Below are 20,838 nucleotides of genomic sequence, written 5' to 3' on the forward strand. Positions count from 1 at the left end.
TACTTGATTGATATTTAATAAAGGAGGTCAAAGGATTGCAACCACTTGCCAAGGCTGAAGCCCAGCCTATTTCAAAACCAAGGACCAATAGCAAATTGAAAACCAAGCTTCATTATATGAAGAAAAACTATATTCTTTACTTATTTCTTGCACCCGCTATCATTCTTACGATCATTTTCAAATACGTTCCCATGTACGGGGCGTCGATTGCCTTTAAGGATTTCAGTCCGATCAGGGGTATAGCGGGCAGTGAATGGGTGGGATGGAAGCATTTTTCGACCTTTTTATCATCTCCTAATTTCATGGATATCCTGGTCAATACGCTGAAACTAAGCTCGTTTGAACTTCTGATCGGGTTCCCGATTCCTGTGATCCTGGCGCTCATGCTGAATCAACTCAGAAAAGCAGGTGTGAAGAAGAACATCCAGTTGATCCTGTACGCCCCTCACTTTATTTCCGTCGTGGTCATCTCGGGGATGATCTTTCTCTTCCTATCGCCAACGGGACCGATTAATGCCATGCTTTCCGTCTTTACGGATAAACCGATTTCGTTTATGTCGGACCCTGATGCATTCAGGAGCATCTATATCTGGTCGGGTGTATGGCAGGGTGCAGGGTGGGCATCCATCATCTATGTGGCCGCACTCGCCAATGTGGATCCCCAGCTTCATGATGCAGCCACTGTAGACGGGGCTTCGCTGCTGCAACGCATTTGGCATATTGATTTACCGACGCTGAAGCCTGTCATGGCTGTCCTGTTCATCCTGGCTGCAGGTGGGATCATGGCAATTGGATTTGAGAAAGCTTACCTTTTACAGACTTCTATGAATCTGCCAACCTCGGAAATCATTTCGACCTATGTATACAAGCGGGGGCTGCAGGCGGGAGACTATTCATTTGCTACCGCAGTAGGATTATTCAATGCCGTCATCAATGTCATCTTACTAGTGTTTGTTAATCGGGTTGTAAAGAAATTAAACGAAGGCGAAGGTCTCTTATAGAAAGGGGGAAACGAGATGAACCAATACACCAGGTCCGATAAATTCATTCTTTTCATTAATAAAATCCTGCTTGGGGGAATCGTGATCGTCGTTCTGTTTCCTTTAATGTACGTGTTACTGGCGTCGGTCCTTGAACCGAACGTACTTGTGAAAAAAGGATTGTTCATCAGCGGTTCAGATTGGACATTTGAAGGATACAAACGGATTTTTGAAGACGGGACCATCGTCAAAGGATTCATCAATTCCATTCTATATTCATTTGGGTTCACCCTCATCACCGTGAGCGTCTGTATCTTTGCGGGCTATTCCCTCTCGGCTGATGGGCTCGTCGGCCGCAAGTTCATCATGGTATTCTTTCTCATCACGATGTTCTTCAACGGAGGACTGATCCCAACTTATATGGTGGTGAAGGACTTAGGGATGCTGAACACGATCTGGGCCATCATTGTCCCTAATGCCATTAACGTCTGGTTTATCATCCTGGCAAGAACGTATTTTAAATCAATCCCGAATGAACTAAAGGAAGCGGCAAGGATTGATGGGGCATCGGAGTTCAGAATCTTCCTGAACATCGTATTTCCACTGTCAAAACCGATCATCTTTGTCATCGCCCTCTATGCGTTCATCGGACAATGGAATTCCTATTTCGATGCGATGATCTACCTTGAAGACAGGGATCTGTACCCGCTTCAGTTGGTCCTGCGCTCGATCCTTATCCAGAATGAAGTACAGCCGGGAATGATCGCTGACCAGCAGGCGGCAGCGGAACTCCAAAGGATCTCTGAGATGATCAAGTATTCATCCATCGTATTGGCCAGTTTGCCGCTGATCATTATGTATCCATTCTTCCAGAAATACTTTGAAAAAGGTGTTATGGTGGGATCTTTAAAATAATCTAATTTTATAATGGGGGTTTAACAATGGGGAAAAAGACGAAGACAATGTCGGTACTTCTAATGTCAGGCATGCTCCTGGCAGCGGGATGCAGCAACAACAGTGAAAGTGCTTCTTCTGAGAATTACGAACTGGAAAATGTGAAGTTTCCGTTGGAGGAACAGGTGACACTGAAGATGATGACGTCTAGTTCACCACTCGCTCCGGATGATCCGAATGAAAAGCTGATTTTCAAAAGGCTGGAGGAAGAAACGGGAGTGAAGATCGACTGGACCAATTATACAGCAGGAGAAACCTTCAATGAAAAACGGAACTTGGCGATAGCAAGCGGCGAGCTTCCCGACGCGATTATGAATGCGGGATACAGTGATTACGAATTGTTGAAGCTTGCAAAGGATGGGGCGATCGTACCGGTTGAGGATCTAATAGATGAGCATATGCCCAATCTGAAAAAGGTCCTGGACGATGCGCCTGAATACAGGTCGATGATGACGGCACCGGACGGACATATCTATTCCTTCCCTTGGATTGAAGAGCTGGGTTCAGGGAAAGAAAGTATCCACTCCGTCGATGACTTCCCTTGGATCAATGTCGAGTGGCTAAATAAACTGGGGCTTGAGATGCCGAAAACAACCGATGAACTAAAACAAGTCCTGAAAGCATTCAAGACGCAGGATCCAAACGGAAATGGAGAGGCAGATGAAATCCCGATGTCATTCATCATCAATCATGGCGGTGAAGATGTGTCCTTCTTATTCGGCTCGTTCGGATTAGGGGAAAACTGGGATCACACCGTTGTCACGAATGACGGAGAAGTAAAGCTGACGGCAGCGGATGAAGGGTATAAGGATGCCATCAATTATTTGAATGAGCTATATAAAGAAGACTTAATCGACGTAGAAGCCTTTGAACAGGATTGGAATACTTACTTGTCCAAGGGGAAAGAAGGTCGCTACGGAATGTACTTTACATGGGACAAAGCCAATATCACGGGGATGAATGACAAGTATGACCTCATGCCTGCCCTTGAAGGACCGGATGGGACGAAGAATGTGACAAGAACCAACGGCATGGGATTCGACCGGAACAGAATGGTGATTACAAGTGCGAACGAGAACCTTGAATTGACGGCGAAATGGATTGATCAGTTCTATAGTCCGCTTCAATCGGTTCAAAATAACTGGGGAACCTACGGAGATGATAAACAGCAAAACATCTTTGAAATGGATTCCGCAACCAATTCATTGAAGCATCTACCTTTGGAAGGCACTGCGCCTGTCGAGTTAAGGGAAAAAACGTCTGTTGGAGGGCCACTGGCCATTCTGGACGAATACTATGGAGCTGTTACGACGAAACCGGATGATGCTGCCTGGAGACTGGGGCTGATGAAGGATGTCATGGTACCGGATATGAAGGCAGAAAATATCTATCCTCGAGTGTTCTTCTCCCTTGATGAATTAGATAAGCTTTCAAAGATCGAGACCGATTTACTTTCGTATGTGAAGCGGAAAAAGGCCGAATGGATCACGAATGGGAAGGCCGATGAAGAATGGGCAGATTACCTGAAAGAGTTGGATCGTCTCGGATTGCAAGAGTGGCTGAAAATCAAGCAGGATGGGTATGACCGAAATCAATCTTAATCAAATTGCTGGCTGCACCTTGCATGAGCAAGCGTGCAGCCTTTCGAAGGTAAAGGAGGATCCTTATGACAAATCCGTTTAGAGAAAAAACAAACCTATATTCAGAGGCACACCGGCCACAATTTCACTTTTCACCAAAGGAAAAGTGGCTGAATGATCCCAATGGGATGGTCTTTTTTGAAGGTGAATATCATCTGTTCTTTCAATATCATCCACACGGAACCACGTGGGGACCGATGCACTGGGGACATGCAGTCAGTAAAGATTTAATTCACTGGGAAGAACTGCCGATTGCTCTTTATCCTGACGGGCACGGTGCCATTTTCTCCGGAAGTGCCGTGGTGGACTGGAAGAATACGTCGGGGTTCTTCGAAGGGGAGAGTGGGGGACTTGTCGCCATTTATACAAGTGCTGATACGTATCCGGATTCCGAACGCCCGAGGCAGAGGCAAAGTCTTGCCTGTAGTCGTGACAACGGCCGGACGTGGGAGAAATACGGGGGGAATCCGGTCTTGTCTGATGAAGACATCACCGATTACCGGGATCCCAAAGTATTTTGGCATGACGACTCTGAACGTTGGGTGATGGTGCTCGCGACCGGTCAAACCATTACCCTGTATACATCCGCCAATTTGATCGACTGGGAGTTCGCAAGTGAATTTGGTCAGGACGAAGGGGCACATTTCGGAGTGTGGGAATGCCCGGACCTGTTTCCCCTCATGGTGGACGGAAATCCAGATCATATGAAATGGGTGATGCTGGTAAGTATAGGCGACAATCCCGATTACAAGGAAGGGTCAAGGACCCAGTACTTTGTAGGAGACTTTGATGGAAAGACGTTTACCAACCTCCTTGATGGGGACACCATTCTCTGGCTTGATTATGGACGAGACAACTATGCAGGAGTGAGTTGGTCCGATATTCCCGAAAAGGACGGCAGGCGCATCTACCTTGGATGGATGAACAATTGGAGATATGCAAACCAGGTTCCTACTGAAACGTGGAGAGGTGCCATGACGCTTCCAAGAGAGCTGACCCTGGTTACGACTTTAAGTGGAGTCCGTCTTATTCAAAAAACTGTATCTGAGTTTAAGCAAATTAGAAAAGAAACAAAGGTCAGCGAGCAAATAAAGCTTTCGGAAGAGGAATGCCATTCGATTGAAGTGGATCATGCATTAATGGAATTGAATCTGGTTGTAAAGCTGGATGATGCAAAGGAGTTCAACCTTGATCTCCATCATTCAGCAGAAGAGAAAACGAGTATTCGGTATGAAAGGTTCACCAATACGTTATCTGTCGATCGGACGCAGTCAGGAATAGACGGCTTTTCGGATTCGTTCTCCGGCATCTCGGAGGGGCATGTGGAATTAATGGAGGATAAGCTCATTCTTCAGCTATTCCTGGATTCATCCTCTATAGAGGTATTCGCACAGGAAGGCCGTTCCGCTTTCACCAATCTTATCTTTCCGAAGGGAACGGATACGACCCTTTCATTGACGGCTATTGGAGGAAAGGCGAATGTTGAACAACTATCCCTTACTGAACTCTCTTCTATCTGGAGTAAGGAATAGGAGATTAAAGGAGCTTGGAAAAATGAATGAACCCACGATTCTGTGTATCGGAGAATTACTCATCGATTTCTTCTGTACAGACATTGATACAGACCTGACTAAAGGACAACACTTTTCTAAACAAGCAGGAGGAGCTCCCGCCAATGTGTGTGCGACCATTACCACACTTGGTGGCAAGGCCCGATTCCTAAGCAAAGTAGGAAATGACCCATTTGGCCATTTCCTGAAACAAACCATGATGGATCTTACCATGGATGATTCTTCGATTATCGTAGATGGAAATCATCCAACGACGATTGCTTTCGTCTCATTAAAAAAAGATGGAGAAAGAGATTTCGTGTTTAATAGAGGGGCAGACGCCCATCTGACAGAGGAAGAGCTGAATGAAAGCCGCTGGCGGGACTCATCCATCATTCACTTTGGCTCAGCCACAGCCCTACTGGATGATCCCCTTCAATCCGCTTATTTAACCTTCATCCAGACGGTCAGAGAAGGAGGGAGATTCGTCTCCTTTGACCCGAACTTTCGAAGTGATCTGTGGAAAGGAAGAAAGCGGGACTTTATTCAATTAGCAGAAAAGTGCATCAGTCAAGCTGACTTCCTCAAAGTAAGTGCAGAGGAATGTAAACTCATTTCCGCATTCTCCAATCTTACAGCGGGAGTTGACTGTCTTCACAGAATGGGGGCTCGTGCTGTAGCCGTCACCTTAGGGAAAGATGGAACCCTCATTTCAAATGGAAAACAATCGGCCGTCGTACCAAGTATTCCTGTACATTCCATCGATTCAACAGGAGCAGGGGATGCCTTTGTTGGGGCTACCCTCCATCAATTCAATCAACACCAAAATCCACACAACCTTTTGGACGATTTTGAACAACTCAAGAAAGTCATTAGCAATAGTAATGAGGTAGGGGCAGAAGTCTGTACAAAAATCGGAGCCATTAGCGGGATAATGGGACTCGGGGACAGGCACCGAGTCACACTAAGATAAAAAGAGGGACGGACCTCCAATCCAGAGGTCCGTCCCTATCTTATTCTCCTTCATTCAAATACTCTTCATTCTTCCAATCCATGACAAACATACAGCCCGGAGCATGAGTGATCATGTAGGGGATCTTTGCATGGATAGCGACTGCTTGAGGTGTCACACCGCAAGCCCAGAACATAGGGGTCTCGCCATCCATGATCCCGACAAAATCGCCATAGTCGGGCTTCGTTATATCTTCAATGCCTATTTCACCAGGATCGCCAATATGGACAGGAGCCCCGTGCATCTTAGGAAATAACGAGGTAATGTCTGTTGCTTTCTGTACTAGGTGATCGGGAATCGGTCTCATGGAAACCACCGTCGGACCCTGGAATACACCCGCTTTTTCCGTCTGGATGTTTGTCGTATACATCGCGACGTTTTTATTCTCCTCAATATGACGCAAAGGAATCTCACCCTTGATCAGCTGACTTTCAAATGTAAAGCTGCAACCGATTAGAAAGGTGACGAAATCCTCTCTCCAGACATCATCGATCCGCGTTTTCTTTTCGACCAAATGACCATCTTCATACACATGATACATGGGGATATCCGTTCGAATATCTGAACCCTCCGCGTATCTGGATTCGAATTGACCCGCTTCCAGCACTTCGACGATGGGGCAGGCTTTTGAATTTCGGATGGTGAACAGTAAAAAATCAAAAGCATATTCTTTAGGAAGAACGACGAGGTTGGTTTGGACATAATCCTGGCAATACCCGGACGTATGGGTTTGGTGTTTTCCGTTCCTGATGTTGGATCTTAGCTCAGATGGTAGCATGGTTTCAAACTTCCTTTCTCTTAAACAAGTTGTAACGAATATTAAGAATATTATACATTTTATCATAGTAGTGGCACAGGGAGAAAGGCAACGTGCTCCTGTCATTTACGATTGAACAGTTACTTGTTTTCTCTTCTCCTATTCATTAAGTACATGATGAAAAATCCAATGAATACTCCAAAACTATATAAAAGAATAAAGGACAGATCTTGTTTTCCTATGAAATACAACCCCAGGAAGACGACAATACCCACAAGGAAGGAAAAATACCATTGATTCATGATCATCACCTCATTTTTTGTGTTTAAAAATACTAATTTTACCAAATTAGGTTATAGTACTATACCCGGTTGATGGATTACTAACCTAGAATGTAGGCCTGGGTAGTAACACATCTTCTCAAGCATCGCATATGATATCGTGGTAAAAACCTGAAAGGAATGAACAGTATGTACAATGTTCCAATGTCTTATCCATATCATACCTATGCGAATCCAACTACCATGACACGAAACGGACAGGAGACCCACCAGCAGCTAGTGGATGTCCTCTTAAATGGAATCAAAGGAAAAGCTTCTTCTGCGGATTTTTATAGCCGGTTAGCGAGTGCAGCACCGAACCAGGACCACCAGCACAACCTCCTTCAAATGATGGAAGATGAACAGCGACACTGGTGGCAGTTGACCAATCTGTATACCTCCATAACTGGAAGTCAGCCTTCTTACCAGGTCGAGAGTGTCCCATTTTATTCCTACCGGGAGGGACTGCAGAGAGGATACGAAACAACATTAGCGGACTATGAACAGTTTCGGATTGCCTGCTTGCAGGCGCAGCATTCACCTGCGTATGAAGTTCTCCTGAACACTTGTAAAGATGAATGGGAGCATGCGAAGCGATTGAGTCATCTGGGGGCAGATGCGGACCAGCGAGTCACATTGAAGGATTATGGTCCTGCGCCGTTTGTGGTGAACATCGACGAGGCCACGGTCCAGAATGATACGTTCCGCACTGCCTTATGGACGGGAAAACATCTTCAGGTCACCTTGATGAGCATCAATCCGGGCGAAGATATCGGTCTCGAAATCCATCCTTATCTTGATCAGTTCCTGCGCCTTGAACAAGGGAAGGGGATCGTTCGAATGGGAGATCGGCAGGATAATCTGTATTTTGAGAGAGAAGTAGAAGAGGACTTTGCCATCGTCATTCCTGCAGGTACGTGGCATAATCTGATCAATACGGGTGATAAGCCGATTAAGCTGTATTCAATTTATGCTCCGCCGCAGCATCCATTCGGGACGGTTCATGTGACGAAGGCGGATGCGGAAGCTGCTGAGGCAGCAGAGCAGGGACGTTATTACTCAGGGTACTGATGGAAATACAGGGGCGGTTCAGAGCCGTTCCTTTTTCATGAAAAAACCTGGGCCCTAGATTAATGGGCTCAGGTTTTTAACTTTCGTTATTATCTCTTCTTTTCATTCGTGCTGTAGTAGAATTTAGCAGTAATGGACCCATCTTCTTTCTCTACGATATCTGTTACATGAATTCCTGAATCAGCTGGCGTTGAGCCATTGCCCTTCCAGAAGTAGTACGACCCCGTGTGAACATTTCCGGAAACTGGTGTCAGTTTATCCCCGGTTTTGAAGAAGTCACCGGAATCTCCACGATTCACGTTTTTCTCGAGATCATAGTTTCCATCTGATTGAAGAACAGATAGACCATAATGAGTGACAACTGTTCCGTCACTTGCTGTTTGAGTTTGATTATACTGGAATCGCTTATTCATCCAGTTCTCCACATTGTTTGGACGGAAGCCGGCTGTTTGATATAGATTGATGATATTTTCATCCACATGCCATGCTACCAAACCGTGTGAGTCTTCACCTTGACGGACTAGACCTTTGTTGAATCCGTCTTGCTGAACGTTTTCGAATAAGAAATATTCAGTACCGTTTGATCCCGGTACTTCCATTTTAACGATTCCATTGTCGGCAGTTGCTTTGTTGATTGGTGGTAAATTGATTTCCTGAATACCATCTTCAGGTGCTACATTTTTCGGTTCTGCCCATCCTAAGAAAATCTTGGAGAACGGATCAAAGTGTGTCGGTGAGTTCCCAGAGTAGGCTGGGGCATTTGGATAACGCATCCACGAGCCGCCTGCCATCATGGAGTAGTTTCCTACACCCTCAGAAGAGTACGCTGTATCATAGAAATCCGGTAAGCCAAGGGCGTGTCCGAATTCATGGGCGTATACTCCGGTTTGGGCAGGATAAGGCCCTTGTTTCAATTCATCCTTATAGCCATCCGTAACCATATCATATCCTGCAACGTTTCCACCGATACCAGGCTGGATGTTATAGTTATTAACGACAACGCCATCATACGTCATATCCTGTGCAATAGTTTCATCAATCCATTGGTCTACATCTTTCCCTTCATAATCAGGCGTCGGTTTACCAGTTTCATAGTACTTCCCAAAATAAAGGGCACTTAATAGAGACCATTTATGAGACCAGAACTGGGCCGGGTCACGGCTGAATTCAGCACCTGTTCCTTCATGGACAACGAAGATATTTGGAACTTCTCCATTTTCAGCATATTTCGAGAAATCAATCTGATCGTCTGCAGACTTTAGGAGATCCCGAATGAATTCACCTGTGTGGGCGTCGCCATTCGCATTTCCATTTACGTATGTACCGTTTTCAGCATATGTGCCTTCCTGGTCCAAATAGTAGGAAGCGCCTTTTGGCAGTTCAACCCATGCAAAATCAGTATTTTCTTTACGTATCAGGTTGACTTTCCCATAACTGGATTCTTTGTAAGCATTTTGCATAGTACGGTCTTTCGGTACATCTGGACTATCATATTGCTTAAATACATCGAGTTTATAAGGATTATACTCTTCTCCAAAAATTAAATCCTCATAGTATTTCGCCGGAATCTGACCTTTCATGTCACCGATTGGTTCGTCCCCATCTTTGTACTTGGCTAATATGACAAGTACTGGCACGTCACCAGTAGCCTCTTTATAAGCAACATGATTATCACCAGCTTGTTGGAACTTTGCTCCGTGTCCAGCAATTTTTTCAGCAGGATCCGCTTTTGCTACATCAATCCCTAACTCTTTTGCCTTTTCGGCCAGTTCAGGAGACGCACCCACATAATGGGCAAGACTTAAATCATATTTGCTAGATTCCTTTGCAGGGCCATCACCTGCTTGGAAGCCTGCCATCGCAACTCCCCCGGCTATAACAAGAGATAAACCAGCTTTAGATAGAACTTTTAACAAGAGCACCACTCCTTTATATTTGATACAAATTAAATATATCAGAATAATCTGTCAACAAATAGTTGAATTATCCTACATATTTCTACAACTATTTCATGTGAAATTGAGAACAAAAAAAATTCTACAAAGAAAGACACAAGTATTAACACATGCTTCCATTTTTGTCTGTTTTTATTAATGGTTTTTGTCTAAGATTGTAAAAATATTTTGAGGAATAAAGGATGAATTAGGGGATGCGTGTAGGATTCCTGAATATTAAGAGTCATTATATTCAAGGATTCTTTATTATTCAAAAAGCACTAACCAAAAACAAAAAGACGAGCTGCTTAAGCCCGTCTTTTTCAAAGGATTCCAATTTAATAACGAGTACTTGGATCACTAATCCCACCATAAGCAGGAGGAATCTCATCATATAAATCCGCATTCACATTCTCCACCGTACCATCAGCAATCGAGTTCAAAATATCATAAATCGGTGCTTTAACGGTTTCCTTCAGCATTCCATTCTGCTTTTGGCCGAGTGTTTGGGTTTGCCCCTTGACTTCGATCAGCATGGTAGCGGTTCCGTTTAGTTGTATGGCTCCAAGGCCGGATCCAGGATAGTTCACTTGTGGGTACTGCTGGATCGCTCCGAACGAGGAGAATCCTCTTTGCAAGGATTGATAACCTAATACGGTGATTTGTTTACTAAGCTTTTCAACGTCATCATTCACTTTATAGGTTTTTCCTGTGAATGGATCAGTGTAGGGTTTGGTTGTAAATAGACCAAGGACGGAAATGGAAACAGAGCGGTTATCATCTTCAGAAAGAACATTGAATCCTCTGTGATGCACGTCGATGGCGACATCTGGATGGAATTCTTTCACAACATTGGTAACTGCCTTGGCTTCAGGAGAAACCACAAACCCGGTTGAAAAAGGATTATTCGTAGAATCGCTGTTTAACACTTCCGCCAACTTTTCTTTATCAACCTCATTAATATCAAAATCATAATCGGGATTAAAGTCACGATTTAAGTCATAGCCCGGGATGCCATAATTGATTCTGCCATCATTGGCTTGTCCTCTTTCCGATCCATCGGCGTTATAATACCAAGGGTAAGCCGTATCAGCAGGCATTCCTAATTCTTCCGGGTTCCACGCTTGATGGTTGTAGCGTACCGGGTACCACTTATCCTCGTATTGAGTCATCGTTCCATCAGGGTTGACCCTGGGCATGATCCACACAGACACCTCATCCAGCATGTCGTTGACTTCTTTACCCCCAGAGTTGAATTTCTGCATGATTTCCATCGCTGCTTCCGTGCCAAGAACTTCATTCCCATGGATCTGGGTATAAAGTAAAACCCGCTTTTTATTTGGGTCATTATCACCATACTTCGCCACATAGAGAGGAGTACCGTTATTGGAATAGCCTGCGATGTCCAGCTGCATTTTTCCTTGAGAGGAATGTTCTAATTTCATGAGTGTCTTTTCTAATTCTTCGTTCGTCATCAAACCGGATAGTGACACATTTTGTTCTTTTTCTACATAAGGACCATTTGGATTGGATTGCGGATTTGCATATGTACCTTGTGAAGTGATCAATGCAAGTCCCAGGGAAGTAGTGAGAATAGCTAGTTTCTTCTTCATGATCTTCCTCCTGAGTAAATATTTAGCGTTACGAACTAAACGCTTGTCTCCATACTACGCATCCAATTTCGGGAAATTTGTTGAAATTTGAAGGCTGGCATTAAAATGAGGCTTATTCACTAAGGTACTCAACATCCAGGGGTTCCTTGGTCCTGCTGGAGGGACATGGGGAAAGGTTCGTTGTCCCGGGTAGTAGGTTCTGTCAAACAAACAAATGGGACACGGAACCTGTCCCTCTTTCCCGATCATTGTTGAGGTGACAAAAAAAGCATTGAGCTCAAGATGAGTCCAATGCGTTTTTGTCTGGCTAGATATTTTCCCCATCCGGATAATCACAATACTCAATGATTGTGCCTTCTGTATCAGCAGGGTTCAAATAGATCAATCTTCTGCCATGCTTGTTGATGCGAAGGCTATCATCCAATGTGCGGATCCCCTTTTGTTTCAGTTCCTCGAGAGCGATATCGAGGTCATCCACACGATAGGCGATATGGTGGACGCCCTTGCCTTTTTGCTTGATGAACCGTGCGATGGGGGAGGTATCATTATTCGTCGGCGCAAGTAGCTCCGTCCTGGCGCCGTCCACTTCCATGATGGCAATCTCACTTTCGACACCCTTGGCATCACTTCGGTAGCGGTCGATCAGTTTCGCTCCGAGGACATTCTCATAAAAGTGGATGGTATCATCCATGTTTCTGACAGCTACTCCGATATGGTCAATTGTCTTTTTCATGCTCATTCTCCTAAAGTATGAATCAGTGTAGGTGTTATCTTACCATATCTATTTGATGACGTGAAAGAATCAGTCGTCCTTGTGCATACACATGGTCCATCCCTATTAATAACAGTTAAAACGAAATACTACCTGCCTAATACAATGGGCACGCTTCAAAAAATGACCTTGTTTACCCTCAGTTTTTGCAAAAAACATGCAGACGAAAATAAACTTCAAACTTATATAAAAAATTTATCTAACCCGTTTATCGTAGAATGAACGGGATATAGTTAAAGTGTAGGAATTACACAATCTTAAAGGAGGAGTTCACATTGTCACACGAAAAATACCAATCGGCAATCAACGCACTACATGAATGTATGGTGGCTTGTAATCATTGTTACGATTCTTGTCTAAAGGAAGAAGATCTCAACATGATGAAAGAATGTATCCGGTACGATCGGGAATGTGCGGATATGTGTGCATACTTAGAACAATCCTTAGTAAGAGGGACACCATTTGCGTCTGAACTCGCTTCAGTGTGTGCTGCGATTTGCGAAGCGTGTGGGGAAGAATGCAAGAAGCATGATCATGATCACTGTCAGGCATGTGCCGATGCTTGCTTCAAATGTGCAGAAGAATGTAAGAAAATCGCCTAATGAAGTGAACATAAGAAAAGATCAAAGGACAGGGAGCCTTTGATCTTTTTTTACTGTTTCTATATTTTCCACTGATAGCCGATGCCCCATATCGTCTTAAGGTGATGTTCAATGGGGAAACCTGCTTTCTTCAGCTTTTCCCTTAAATTCCTGATATGGGAATCCACGGTTCGGATATCGGTCGTGGAATGGATATCCCATACCATGAGAAGGAGCTGTTCACGGGTGTATACCCGTTCTGTGTTCTTCATCAAAGAGTGCAGGATTTTATATTCTTTTAACGTAAGAGAACTGATTTCATTTTCGTATTTTAACGTGTAGGAGTCTCCATCCAACGTGAAAGCCCCTCTGTTCAAGCGTTGATCATCTACTTGGTCATACTGTTTGATCCTTCTGAACTGAGCATTCACACGTGCGACCAGTTCGCCTTCGTCAAAGGGCTTCGTGATATAATCATCAGCCCCGGCGTTTAAGCCTTTTATGATGTCACCCTTATCCCCCCTGGCCGTTAACATGATGATGGGGACATTTGAAAACTCCCTGATTTTTTCACAGGTCTGAAAGCCACTGAGCTCAGGCATCATGATATCTAATAAGACCAGATCTACGGAATGTTTCTTAATCGCCTGAATTGCGTCATAGCCGTTATTTTTCTTTTTGCATACATACCCGTGAGGCTTCAGATAAAGCTCCAGCAGGTTAAGCATCCTTCTTTCATCATCTATTAATAAAATGGTATTCACCAGACTGACCTCCAAGCTTCACAGAATAATGTTGATCGATGTTCCTTTATTTCGTTCACTTTGTATGGAAATTTGACCGCCATGTGCTTCCACCAGTTCTTTCACAATGGATAGCCCGAGACCGGATCCACCAAATTCCCTCGAACGGGATTTCTCCACCCGGTACATCCTGTTGAATACTTGTGGTAGTTCATCCGGTGGGATGCCCATTCCCTGGTCGTTAATCACGAGGCTGATATTCCCTGATTCTGTTCGCTCAACCGTCACCTCAGTGGTTGAAGGAGAGGGCGAATGTTTTAGGGCGTTATCCAACAGGTTCATAATGATTTGCTCGAGACGAATGGGGTCGGCATGGAACGTGAAATCTTCCTTCACATTCAAAATGAGGTTGATCCCCTTTCTTTTAAAAACAGGGGTTATCTTGTTGATGACTCTTTGAAAAAAAGGGCTCGAATCGATGGCTGCAGTTTGAATGGAGAAATTGTTTTCATCAATTTTTGCCAGCTCAAATAAATTTTCGATCAACGTCAGGATCGTTTTGGATTCTTCCTGGATAATGTTCAGATATTCTTTTCGTTCAGATTCCAGGATGTCCTCTCGAAGAGCCACATTGGCATACCCTTGTACATAGGTCAGCGGGGTCCTAAGCTCGTGAGAAATATTGGCTAAGAATTCAGTGCGTTCCTGTTGAATGGTTTCTAAATCTGTCGCCAGTCTCTGAATGGAATCGGATAGATCCCCTAGTTCATCCTGACCCAGTTCCGGAAGTTTCACCTCAAAGTTCCCTTTGCTCAATTTTTCTGTCGCCTGCTTCATTTTTAACAGGGGACGCGTCAGAATTTTCGATAGGAGAAAATGGATCCCCGTTAAGATAATGAGACTCAGTATTCCTGCAAGAAGGAAATGACTGTTCAATTGGCTGATCAGATTCCGTAATGGTGCGGCGCTCTTGAACATATAGACATATCCTTCGTTCCGTTCACTTTCGAAGGATGTGACGGTAGCTAAATAATTCATATCCTTCCAATTTGATTCGATGACCCTTCCTTCACGCGTCAACGTTTCAGGCGTGACTTGGATCAGTTCACGCATTCCATCTGTTAATTCACTTGAGCCAATGATGACGTTATGGCTTTGATCCGTGATCACGACTTCCGTTTCCGTTTTCGATTCCATGAGGGCAATGTGATGAAGTGTCGTTTCAGAATAACGGTCCTCTAACACATCACGATGACTGTTTCCCCGGGATAGAATCGATTCAAACTCCTCATCGACCCGTGTATCGATGATATTGTCATGTAGATAGAGCATCAACAACCCTTCCATCACGAGTACCGCGATCGTAAAGTAAAGAGCTAACTTGGTTGAAATTTTCTTCATGGTAAAACCTCATTTTGTCATTTCCTTTATTTTACCGAAAATATATGAAAAAACTATGCATAATGCCTGAAAGTCGGGTGCATTTGTCATAAATTCTTCATGGTTCTTGTCAGTTTCTCCATATAAATTGCAATTTTGCGGGGTAAACTTTAGTGGGAAGACGAAAAGGAGGATGACCATGACTACAAATAGTAAGAAATCGATTCTGTTACTCTTTACAGCACTGTTTCTCCTATTGGGGGCCTGCTCCAATAATGAAGAGGATATGGGACATGAAGACGGAAATGGCCAGGAAATGAAGGAAGAAATGGACGGGATGGACCATGGTGACATGGATCACTCAAGTTCAGGGGAAGTACCTGAAGGCTTGAAGGAAGCGGCGAATCCCACCTATGCAGCAGGAAGTAAAGCCATCATCCAAGATGACCATATGAGTGGGATGAAGGGAGCCGAAGCCACAATCACAGGTGCTTACGAGACCTTCGTCTATACCGTTTCCTATACACCTACCACTGGCGGAGAAAAAGTGGAAGATCATAAATGGATCATTCATGAAGAAATTGCCGATCATGGTGAGGAACGTTATTCATCTGGGGATGAAGTCGTCCTAAACGCCGATCACATGAAAGGGATGGAAGGCGCGACCGCGACAATTGATTCCGTTGAAGAGACGACGGTGTATATGGTGGATTTCACACCAGTAACAGGTGGGCAAGAGGTAAAGAATCATAAATGGGTGACAGAGAGCGAGTTGTCACCGGCTGAATAAAGGTTGTTTAGTAAATCTTAATGCATGAGCTTATTCTAAAAAAGGATAGGCTCTTTTTTGTGCAACAAAGAATTGAAGGAATCTTGAATAGTTGAAATAATTAGGAGGGAAGGGGGAATACCCATGAGCCTTACAAAACGGGTGTTGGTCCTATTAGGGTTAGTTGATGCAGTACTGATCATCATGTATCTTATGGATTACTACATACTTTTCTTGAAACCCACGGGACATGTGTTACCGATCCTATTGAATATCATTGTACTGGCTGTCATCGGATTTCGTTCAAGATTTCATAAAGGGTGGACTATCGCCTTCTTAACCGTGAGCATACCGGCCCTGCTCATACACAGTGTCATGGTCTGGCTAATGGATAACCAATATGCGACCATCGAGTCTCCGGAAAATAAGTCTGTGACCATAGAACACCGTTCATTTACCCTGGGTGAAACCACGTACCTTTATGAATTTTACAAGACATCGTTCGGGTTTATCGGTAAGCGCCTTGATGATCAAACGATAAAATTGATCATTCAAGGCAAGAATCATCCAACGGGTTTGGGTGCTGAAGATGCTTTAGGCATGGACACGGCTGAATGGATCACTGATGATACCGTTCGGTTCTCTACATGGCAAGGGATAAAAGAGCTATCATTGAATCCATCCAAATCTTCAGGAAGGGCAGAGGACTTCACGGCTGATATCGAATCGTTCATGACGAAGCTTGAGAGTAAAGAGAGCGGTGAAACCATCAACATAAATGGAAATCAGCTAGTGGCACATTATGATGAAGCAACGGATCAGCCCTGGATCGAAATAACGGCTGACAATGATGAGGGAGCCATTCCGAGACAGCAATGCACCCGTATCGTGCGGGATGAAGAGAGGGGGTATTATATGCTGGAGGAATGCACACATAGATGGGAATATCGTCTGTATCCATTAAATGATAGATAAAACGAAGAAGACGGCTTTACTAGACTTACTTTTAACCATTGTTGCCTGGGTGTTTTAATATGGGGAGGTATGATATATTTCACTTGAAGCAGCTGGAAGAAGGGAGGCTCCATCGTTCTTTGTTACTGGAATGCCGGACGATGAAGCCTATAATTTAATAAAATTAGATCCCGAAATATCCCTCAATGGATTTCGTCACTTCAAACGGTCCCGATTCTCTATTGGATGGAACCGACAGCTTCAAGTCAAGCTGAGGATAATAAGAGGCACGAAAACTGACGCCGGGATCATACCCCATCACATGAAACTTGTAGATTTCATCATTCCTTAGATTCATCCAGATTCCATAACCATAGTGGACCTCTCCATTCACATGGACATGAGGGGTCAGCAGCTTCTCCGTCGTTTCTTCATTTACTAGTTTATAAGAAAACAAAGCTTCCCAAAGGTTCATCATATCCGAGACAGTGATGAACGCCCCGCCGTCAGCACCGCCTTTTATAGGGATGGAGTAGAGATTAGTTCTCCAAGTATCCTCTTCTTCTATATACCCCACTGCTGTATTGGAAGGAAGGCAGTCCAATGAAAAATATCCTGAACTTCCCATGCCTGCTTTCTGGAAAATCTCAGATTCTATGTAATCTGTAAAAGACTTCCCTGTTTGCTGTTCGATGATCAATCCCAATAGGATGAATCCCGCATTATTGTAATGAAATCGTTCGCCTGGTGTGAATTTCATCTGACTTGTTTGAAAGAATGGAAGAAAGTCCTTAAGGGATCTCATATGGTAGACCGGGCGTTCTTTCCACAGCTCTTCAAAGTCAGACATCACTTCTTCATCGAAATAATCCGGGATGCCTGACGTGTGCGTCAATAGATGATGGATGGTCACGCCGTCATCAAAATGAGGAAAGTCGATATCCAAACAATCTTTCAGACGAGTGTCAAAAGAGAGTACCCCTTTTTCAACCAGTTGACCTATTCCTATGCTCGTAAATAACTTACTTCCCGATGCAATGCCGAAGCGTGTACCGGGAGTGTTGGGTAGGCGATCCGATCGATTCGCATAATCATGGGCGCTTTCCGATAATACTTCTGTTCCTTGTTTGACAAGGACGACACCAGAGAAGTCGAGTTCTTGGCAACTTTCATGTATCAGGTTATGCAGATCGATATGTTTGCTCATTGAATATTCCTCCATTATAGTCTATGACTCTAGTTATCTATTTGAATATTTTAACATAAATTTCCTTTGTTGGACATCGGGGACAGGCACCTTGTCCCACTATTAAAGCTTTCGTTTATAGCGTATAGGAAATAATCCTTCCGCCTTAAGGTTTCTGCTATACTACATACAATTACAATTTTTCCCTATCAAAAATGAATTGGAGGAATCAATCATGGACAGCATCATCTTCGACCTGGATGGTACACTCTGGGACCCAATCGAATCCGTACTTGAATCATGGAATAAGGTCATCAACGACCATATCCAGTTGAAAGAAGGAATAACAAGAAAGCATCTTGAAGGAACCATGGGACTTCAAATGAAAGAAATCGGAAAGAAGCTATTCCCTGATTTGAATGAAGAGGATAGAGAACAGTTATTAAAGGACCTTTCCCGTCATGAAATTCCACACTTAAGCAAGCACGGAGGCAGTTTATACAATCATGTTGAAGAGGTGCTTGTGGAGCTGTCGAAGAAGTACAAGCTGTTTATCGTAAGCAACTGCCAGGATGGGTATATAGAAGCCTTTTATGACTATCACGGGCTGGATAAACATTTTATCGATTATGAGAATCCTGGCAGGACCGGTCTATCAAAAGGCGAAAACATTAAACTGATCATCGAGCGCAATCACCTGAAGGACCCTGTATATGTAGGGGATACCCAAGGGGACCAAAAGGCGGCAAAAGAAGCCGGCATCCCATTTGTCTATGCAAGCTATGGCTTTGGAGAAGCAGAAGAATATAAGCATGTCATTCATTCATTTGATGAGTTAGTGGATCTTTTCTAAAAAACCTGAGGGACGGACCTCCTTGCTTCTTAAGCAGGAGGTCCGTCCCTCTACAGGTTTAATTGAAGCATTTCAACGTTTATTTCGAGGATTGACTTTTTACGATATTTGTCAGATAGTTAAAAGGTCCTGTCATAGAATGGGAGAAATGTAGATTACTAGTAGGAGCATGATAATGAGGGAATTTCATGATCGTTTACATAAAAAATATTATTATATGATTGTTTCTGCGATGATTTTGTTGATGGTGTTGGGGGCAGTGGTCAATAATCCGTTCAATTCACGGTTTGTGTTGCATAGTGTGATGGTGGTCATTGTTTCTATTTGTCTGCTCGTTTACCCTCAATATGAGAATACCTGGATGAGATATGCGACGGTAATAGCGGCTACCGGGTACTTCTATAGTTTGTTTTACTTATACCCGGAAACGTGGTCGGGGTTTGTTTTGCTCTGTTTTGTCCCTGCCTTTTCCATTCTCTTTTTTGACAGGGGGCTGTTTTACTTTTCCCTGGTGTTAAATGCCTTGTTCATTGCCTTCACGCTTGGACTTATTGTGGTGGATGAGGGACGGACCTACCCATACATATATAAAGATATTACGGGAAACATTGTTAACTTTATGGCCAGTCAGATCATTCTGTACTTCATTTTCCATTTAACGAGTCTCCGGATGAACAAGCAGCGGTTGTATTATGAGCAGGTGCAGCAAGCGGAACGGATGAGGACAACGGGGCAGCTGGCAGCGGCTGTCGCTCATGAAATAAGGAACCCCCTGACCGTCGTGAATGGTTTTCTTCAGTTTTATGTCAAAGACCCGTCCTTCACTGATAACCAGAAGCAGAACTTTGCCCTTATGATGAATGAGCTCGATACGGCGGAGCATGTCATTTCTCAGTTTCTTTCCGTTTCTAAGCCTGACAGTGGAGAAAAAATGGACCATGTGGACGTCGAGGATGTGTTGCAGGATGTCACGGAGCTATTGAGCATGTACGGGCTGTTGAATGATAATAGTATCGACCTTCAAGTGGAAAAAGCCATTCACATCGCCGGCAATTCCATCGAAATCAAGCAACTCCTCATCAACCTGATCAAAAATGCCATCGAAGCCTCTCCCCATAGCGGATCCGTCTCGATAAAGGCTTTCAAGCAAAAGGCTGAGGTCGTCATTCAAATCATCGACAACGGCCAGGGAATGACGAATGAGGAATTGAAAAGCCTCGGAACCCCGTTTTACTCCTTAAAAAGCAAAGGAACCGGCCTTGGTCTCATGATCTGCTATAACATAGTCGAAAAATACAACGGTGCAATCCACTTTGACAGTGAGCCCGGAAACGGTACAACAGTAACCCTCCGATTCCCCCTGGATGACCTATAAAGGTCCGTCCCTCAACGCTTTAACGCATTGAGGGACGGACCTTTGGTTTTAGGGTTCTCTAGATACCCAAGAAAAGACAGCAAATCAATCATTTGCTGTCTAAGTCTTGTATTTAAACATGGCTTTGAACTAATTTTTCAATGGCTGTTACCAGTTCGTCTGTATCCCCTTGGAACATATGGAAGTTAAGAGAGGATTGGAGTTGTGCACTTTGAGTGCTAATGTCATCCTTTTGATTGAACTCTGCAGACCAATGGATTGCAGGTATTGATACGATGAACCTCTTGTCCGGCGTTTTATGGAGATAAACTTCAGCCAGTTTGTTCCCTGACAGATTTATTTTCTCGTATGAGGTTATCATTTCATCACTCATTTCAGTTTTATGTTAGATAAG

The 20,838-nt window shown here is 43.9% G+C and carries 20 protein-coding genes; 11 read left to right on the forward strand and 9 right to left on the reverse strand.

Going from position 1 to position 20,838, the window contains the following annotated elements:
• Positions 1 to 35: 35 nt before the first annotated feature.
• From ACCB35_RS04845 to ACCB35_RS04865, 5 genes are all read left to right on the forward strand, one after another.
• Complete coding sequence (locus ACCB35_RS04845; RefSeq protein WP_374055995.1) at positions 36 to 1,001, forward strand: ABC transporter permease; 966 nt, start codon at positions 36 to 38, stop codon at positions 999 to 1,001.
• A 15-nt stretch (positions 1,002 to 1,016) separates the two neighbouring features.
• Entirely contained in the window at positions 1,017 to 1,895 is an 879-nt protein-coding gene (locus ACCB35_RS04850; protein WP_299745760.1) for a carbohydrate ABC transporter permease, read from the forward strand.
• A 26-nt stretch (positions 1,896 to 1,921) separates the two neighbouring features.
• Positions 1,922 to 3,535: an ABC transporter substrate-binding protein gene (locus tag ACCB35_RS04855; RefSeq protein WP_374055996.1), complete on the forward strand. Its 1,614-nt coding sequence runs from the start codon at positions 1,922 to 1,924 to the stop codon at positions 3,533 to 3,535.
• Positions 3,536 to 3,600: 65 nt separating this feature from the next.
• Positions 3,601 to 5,106, forward strand: a complete 1,506-nt coding sequence (locus ACCB35_RS04860; protein ID WP_374055997.1) for a glycoside hydrolase family 32 protein — start codon at positions 3,601 to 3,603, stop codon at positions 5,104 to 5,106.
• A gap of 22 nt (positions 5,107 to 5,128) precedes the next feature.
• Entirely contained in the window at positions 5,129 to 6,097 is a 969-nt protein-coding gene (locus ACCB35_RS04865; protein ID WP_374055998.1) for a carbohydrate kinase, read from the forward strand.
• Between the two features lie 40 nt (positions 6,098 to 6,137).
• Here ACCB35_RS04865 and ACCB35_RS04870 read toward each other — a convergent pair whose 3' ends face one another.
• Both ACCB35_RS04870 and ACCB35_RS04875 read right to left on the reverse strand, forming a co-directional pair.
• Positions 6,138 to 6,914, reverse strand: coding sequence for a putative hydro-lyase (locus tag ACCB35_RS04870; RefSeq protein WP_374055999.1), 777 nt, complete (start codon positions 6,912 to 6,914; stop codon positions 6,138 to 6,140).
• Positions 6,915 to 7,033: 119 nt separating this feature from the next.
• On the reverse strand, positions 7,034 to 7,195 hold the full coding sequence (locus tag ACCB35_RS04875) for a hypothetical protein (protein ID WP_374056000.1): 162 nt from the start codon (positions 7,193 to 7,195) through the stop codon (positions 7,034 to 7,036).
• A 183-nt stretch (positions 7,196 to 7,378) separates the two neighbouring features.
• Here ACCB35_RS04875 and ACCB35_RS04880 point away from each other — a divergent pair, with 183 nt between their 5' ends.
• Positions 7,379 to 8,284, forward strand: a complete 906-nt coding sequence (locus tag ACCB35_RS04880; RefSeq protein WP_374056001.1) for a cupin domain-containing protein — start codon at positions 7,379 to 7,381, stop codon at positions 8,282 to 8,284.
• An 89-nt stretch (positions 8,285 to 8,373) separates the two neighbouring features.
• Here ACCB35_RS04880 and ACCB35_RS04885 read toward each other — a convergent pair whose 3' ends face one another.
• The 3 genes from ACCB35_RS04885 to mce all read right to left on the reverse strand — a co-directional run bounded on the left by ACCB35_RS04885 (position 8,374) and on the right by mce (position 12,564).
• A complete protein-coding gene (locus ACCB35_RS04885; RefSeq protein WP_374056002.1) occupies positions 8,374 to 10,200 on the reverse strand; it encodes a M6 family metalloprotease domain-containing protein in 1,827 nt (608 codons plus the stop codon).
• A 356-nt stretch (positions 10,201 to 10,556) separates the two neighbouring features.
• The gene (locus tag ACCB35_RS04890) at positions 10,557 to 11,831 is read right to left on the reverse strand and encodes a M14 family zinc carboxypeptidase (protein ID WP_374056003.1); all 1,275 of its coding nucleotides are present in this window, start codon (positions 11,829 to 11,831) and stop codon (positions 10,557 to 10,559) included.
• Positions 11,832 to 12,138: 307 nt separating this feature from the next.
• Complete coding sequence (mce, locus tag ACCB35_RS04895) at positions 12,139 to 12,564, reverse strand: methylmalonyl-CoA epimerase (RefSeq protein ID WP_374056004.1); 426 nt, start codon at positions 12,562 to 12,564, stop codon at positions 12,139 to 12,141.
• Between the two features lie 314 nt (positions 12,565 to 12,878).
• Between mce and ACCB35_RS04900 the strand changes: the two genes are divergently transcribed.
• Complete coding sequence (locus ACCB35_RS04900; RefSeq protein WP_324747251.1) at positions 12,879 to 13,205, forward strand: four-helix bundle copper-binding protein; 327 nt, start codon at positions 12,879 to 12,881, stop codon at positions 13,203 to 13,205.
• 59 nt (positions 13,206 to 13,264) lie between these two features.
• Here ACCB35_RS04900 and ACCB35_RS04905 read toward each other — a convergent pair whose 3' ends face one another.
• On the reverse strand, positions 13,265 to 13,948 hold the full coding sequence (locus ACCB35_RS04905) for a response regulator transcription factor (protein WP_374056005.1): 684 nt from the start codon (positions 13,946 to 13,948) through the stop codon (positions 13,265 to 13,267).
• An 18-nt stretch (positions 13,949 to 13,966) separates the two neighbouring features.
• Positions 13,967 to 15,328: a sensor histidine kinase gene (locus tag ACCB35_RS04910; RefSeq protein WP_374056006.1), complete on the reverse strand. Its 1,362-nt coding sequence runs from the start codon at positions 15,326 to 15,328 to the stop codon at positions 13,967 to 13,969.
• Positions 15,329 to 15,506: 178 nt separating this feature from the next.
• On the opposite strand from ACCB35_RS04910, the gene ACCB35_RS04915 reads away from it, so the two are divergent.
• A complete protein-coding gene (locus ACCB35_RS04915; protein WP_374056007.1) occupies positions 15,507 to 16,097 on the forward strand; it encodes a YdhK family protein in 591 nt (196 codons plus the stop codon).
• Positions 16,098 to 16,220: 123 nt separating this feature from the next.
• On the forward strand, positions 16,221 to 17,051 hold the full coding sequence (locus ACCB35_RS04920) for a hypothetical protein (RefSeq protein ID WP_374056008.1): 831 nt from the start codon (positions 16,221 to 16,223) through the stop codon (positions 17,049 to 17,051).
• A gap of 163 nt (positions 17,052 to 17,214) precedes the next feature.
• Here ACCB35_RS04920 and ACCB35_RS04925 read toward each other — a convergent pair whose 3' ends face one another.
• Positions 17,215 to 18,237, reverse strand: a complete 1,023-nt coding sequence (locus ACCB35_RS04925) for a serine hydrolase domain-containing protein (protein ID WP_374056009.1) — start codon at positions 18,235 to 18,237, stop codon at positions 17,215 to 17,217.
• Positions 18,238 to 18,451: 214 nt separating this feature from the next.
• On the opposite strand from ACCB35_RS04925, the gene ACCB35_RS04930 reads away from it, so the two are divergent.
• Both ACCB35_RS04930 and ACCB35_RS04935 read left to right on the forward strand, forming a co-directional pair.
• Entirely contained in the window at positions 18,452 to 19,069 is a 618-nt protein-coding gene (locus ACCB35_RS04930; RefSeq protein WP_374056010.1) for an HAD family hydrolase, read from the forward strand.
• Positions 19,070 to 19,244: 175 nt separating this feature from the next.
• Positions 19,245 to 20,444 (forward strand): ATP-binding protein, encoded by a 1,200-nt coding sequence (locus ACCB35_RS04935; RefSeq protein WP_374056011.1) that lies wholly within the window; start codon positions 19,245 to 19,247, stop codon positions 20,442 to 20,444.
• A 112-nt stretch (positions 20,445 to 20,556) separates the two neighbouring features.
• Here the strand turns inward: ACCB35_RS04935 and ACCB35_RS04940 are convergent, their stop codons facing one another.
• Complete coding sequence (locus ACCB35_RS04940) at positions 20,557 to 20,805, reverse strand: YueH family protein (protein WP_374056012.1); 249 nt, start codon at positions 20,803 to 20,805, stop codon at positions 20,557 to 20,559.
• Positions 20,806 to 20,838 lie beyond the last annotated feature (33 nt).

The sequence above is a fragment of the Rossellomorea sp. FM04394 genome (genome assembly GCF_041889765.1).
Classification (GTDB): Bacteria; Bacillota; Bacilli; order Bacillales; family Bacillaceae_B; genus Rossellomorea; species Rossellomorea aquimaris_B.

Coding starts and splice junctions, on each gene's coding strand:
- ACCB35_RS04850 (WP_299745760.1), top strand. CDS start 1,017: ATGAACCAATACACCAGGTCCGATAAATTCATTCTTTTCATTAATAAA.
- ACCB35_RS04855 (WP_374055996.1), top strand. CDS start 1,922: ATGGGGAAAAAGACGAAGACAATGTCGGTACTTCTAATGTCAGGCATG.
- ACCB35_RS04860 (WP_374055997.1), top strand. CDS start 3,601: ATGACAAATCCGTTTAGAGAAAAAACAAACCTATATTCAGAGGCACAC.
- ACCB35_RS04865 (WP_374055998.1), top strand. CDS start 5,129: ATGAATGAACCCACGATTCTGTGTATCGGAGAATTACTCATCGATTTC.
- ACCB35_RS04870 (WP_374055999.1), bottom strand. CDS start 6,914: ATGCTACCATCTGAGCTAAGATCCAACATCAGGAACGGAAAACACCAA.
- ACCB35_RS04875 (WP_374056000.1), bottom strand. CDS start 7,195: ATGAATCAATGGTATTTTTCCTTCCTTGTGGGTATTGTCGTCTTCCTG.
- ACCB35_RS04880 (WP_374056001.1), top strand. CDS start 7,379: ATGTCTTATCCATATCATACCTATGCGAATCCAACTACCATGACACGA.
- ACCB35_RS04890 (WP_374056003.1), bottom strand. CDS start 11,831: ATGAAGAAGAAACTAGCTATTCTCACTACTTCCCTGGGACTTGCATTG.
- mce (WP_374056004.1), bottom strand. CDS start 12,564: ATGAAAAAGACAATTGACCATATCGGAGTAGCTGTCAGAAACATGGAT.
- ACCB35_RS04910 (WP_374056006.1), bottom strand. CDS start 15,328: ATGAAGAAAATTTCAACCAAGTTAGCTCTTTACTTTACGATCGCGGTA.
- ACCB35_RS04915 (WP_374056007.1), top strand. CDS start 15,507: ATGACTACAAATAGTAAGAAATCGATTCTGTTACTCTTTACAGCACTG.
- ACCB35_RS04920 (WP_374056008.1), top strand. CDS start 16,221: ATGAGCCTTACAAAACGGGTGTTGGTCCTATTAGGGTTAGTTGATGCA.
- ACCB35_RS04925 (WP_374056009.1), bottom strand. CDS start 18,237: ATGAGCAAACATATCGATCTGCATAACCTGATACATGAAAGTTGCCAA.
- ACCB35_RS04930 (WP_374056010.1), top strand. CDS start 18,452: ATGGACAGCATCATCTTCGACCTGGATGGTACACTCTGGGACCCAATC.
- ACCB35_RS04935 (WP_374056011.1), top strand. CDS start 19,245: ATGAGGGAATTTCATGATCGTTTACATAAAAAATATTATTATATGATT.
- ACCB35_RS04940 (WP_374056012.1), bottom strand. CDS start 20,805: ATGATAACCTCATACGAGAAAATAAATCTGTCAGGGAACAAACTGGCT.